The organism is Clostridioides sp. ES-S-0001-03 (assembly GCF_020676075.1).
In the GTDB taxonomy this organism is placed as follows: domain Bacteria; phylum Bacillota; class Clostridia; order Peptostreptococcales; family Peptostreptococcaceae; genus Clostridioides.
Map to the genome: position 1 here is coordinate 1 of NZ_JACVWJ010000060.1, position 255 is coordinate 255.

The window sequence follows — 255 nt, forward strand, 5'->3', positions numbered from 1 at the left end:
AATGTATTTAGCTTATCGATACTAATAGGTCGAGGACTTGACCAATATTATTTGATGTTCATTAATTAAAATATATATGTAGTTTTTAGAGTGTTAACTCTAAAGAATCTAGTTTTACTAGTTTCAAAAACTTAATAGTAATATTAAGCATAGAGATTATGTGGTTACAATAGCAGAGAGGATACACCTGTTCCCATTCCGAACACAGAAGTTAAGCTCTCTAGCGCTGATGGTACTTGGTGGGAAACTGCCTGG

The 255-nt window shown here is 33.3% G+C and carries 1 rRNA gene; it reads left to right on the forward strand.

Annotated features, from left to right (window positions below):
- Positions 1 to 159 precede the first annotated feature (159 nt).
- A 5S ribosomal RNA gene (gene rrf / locus IC174_RS20940) occupies positions 160 to 255 on the forward strand; the annotation flags it as partial.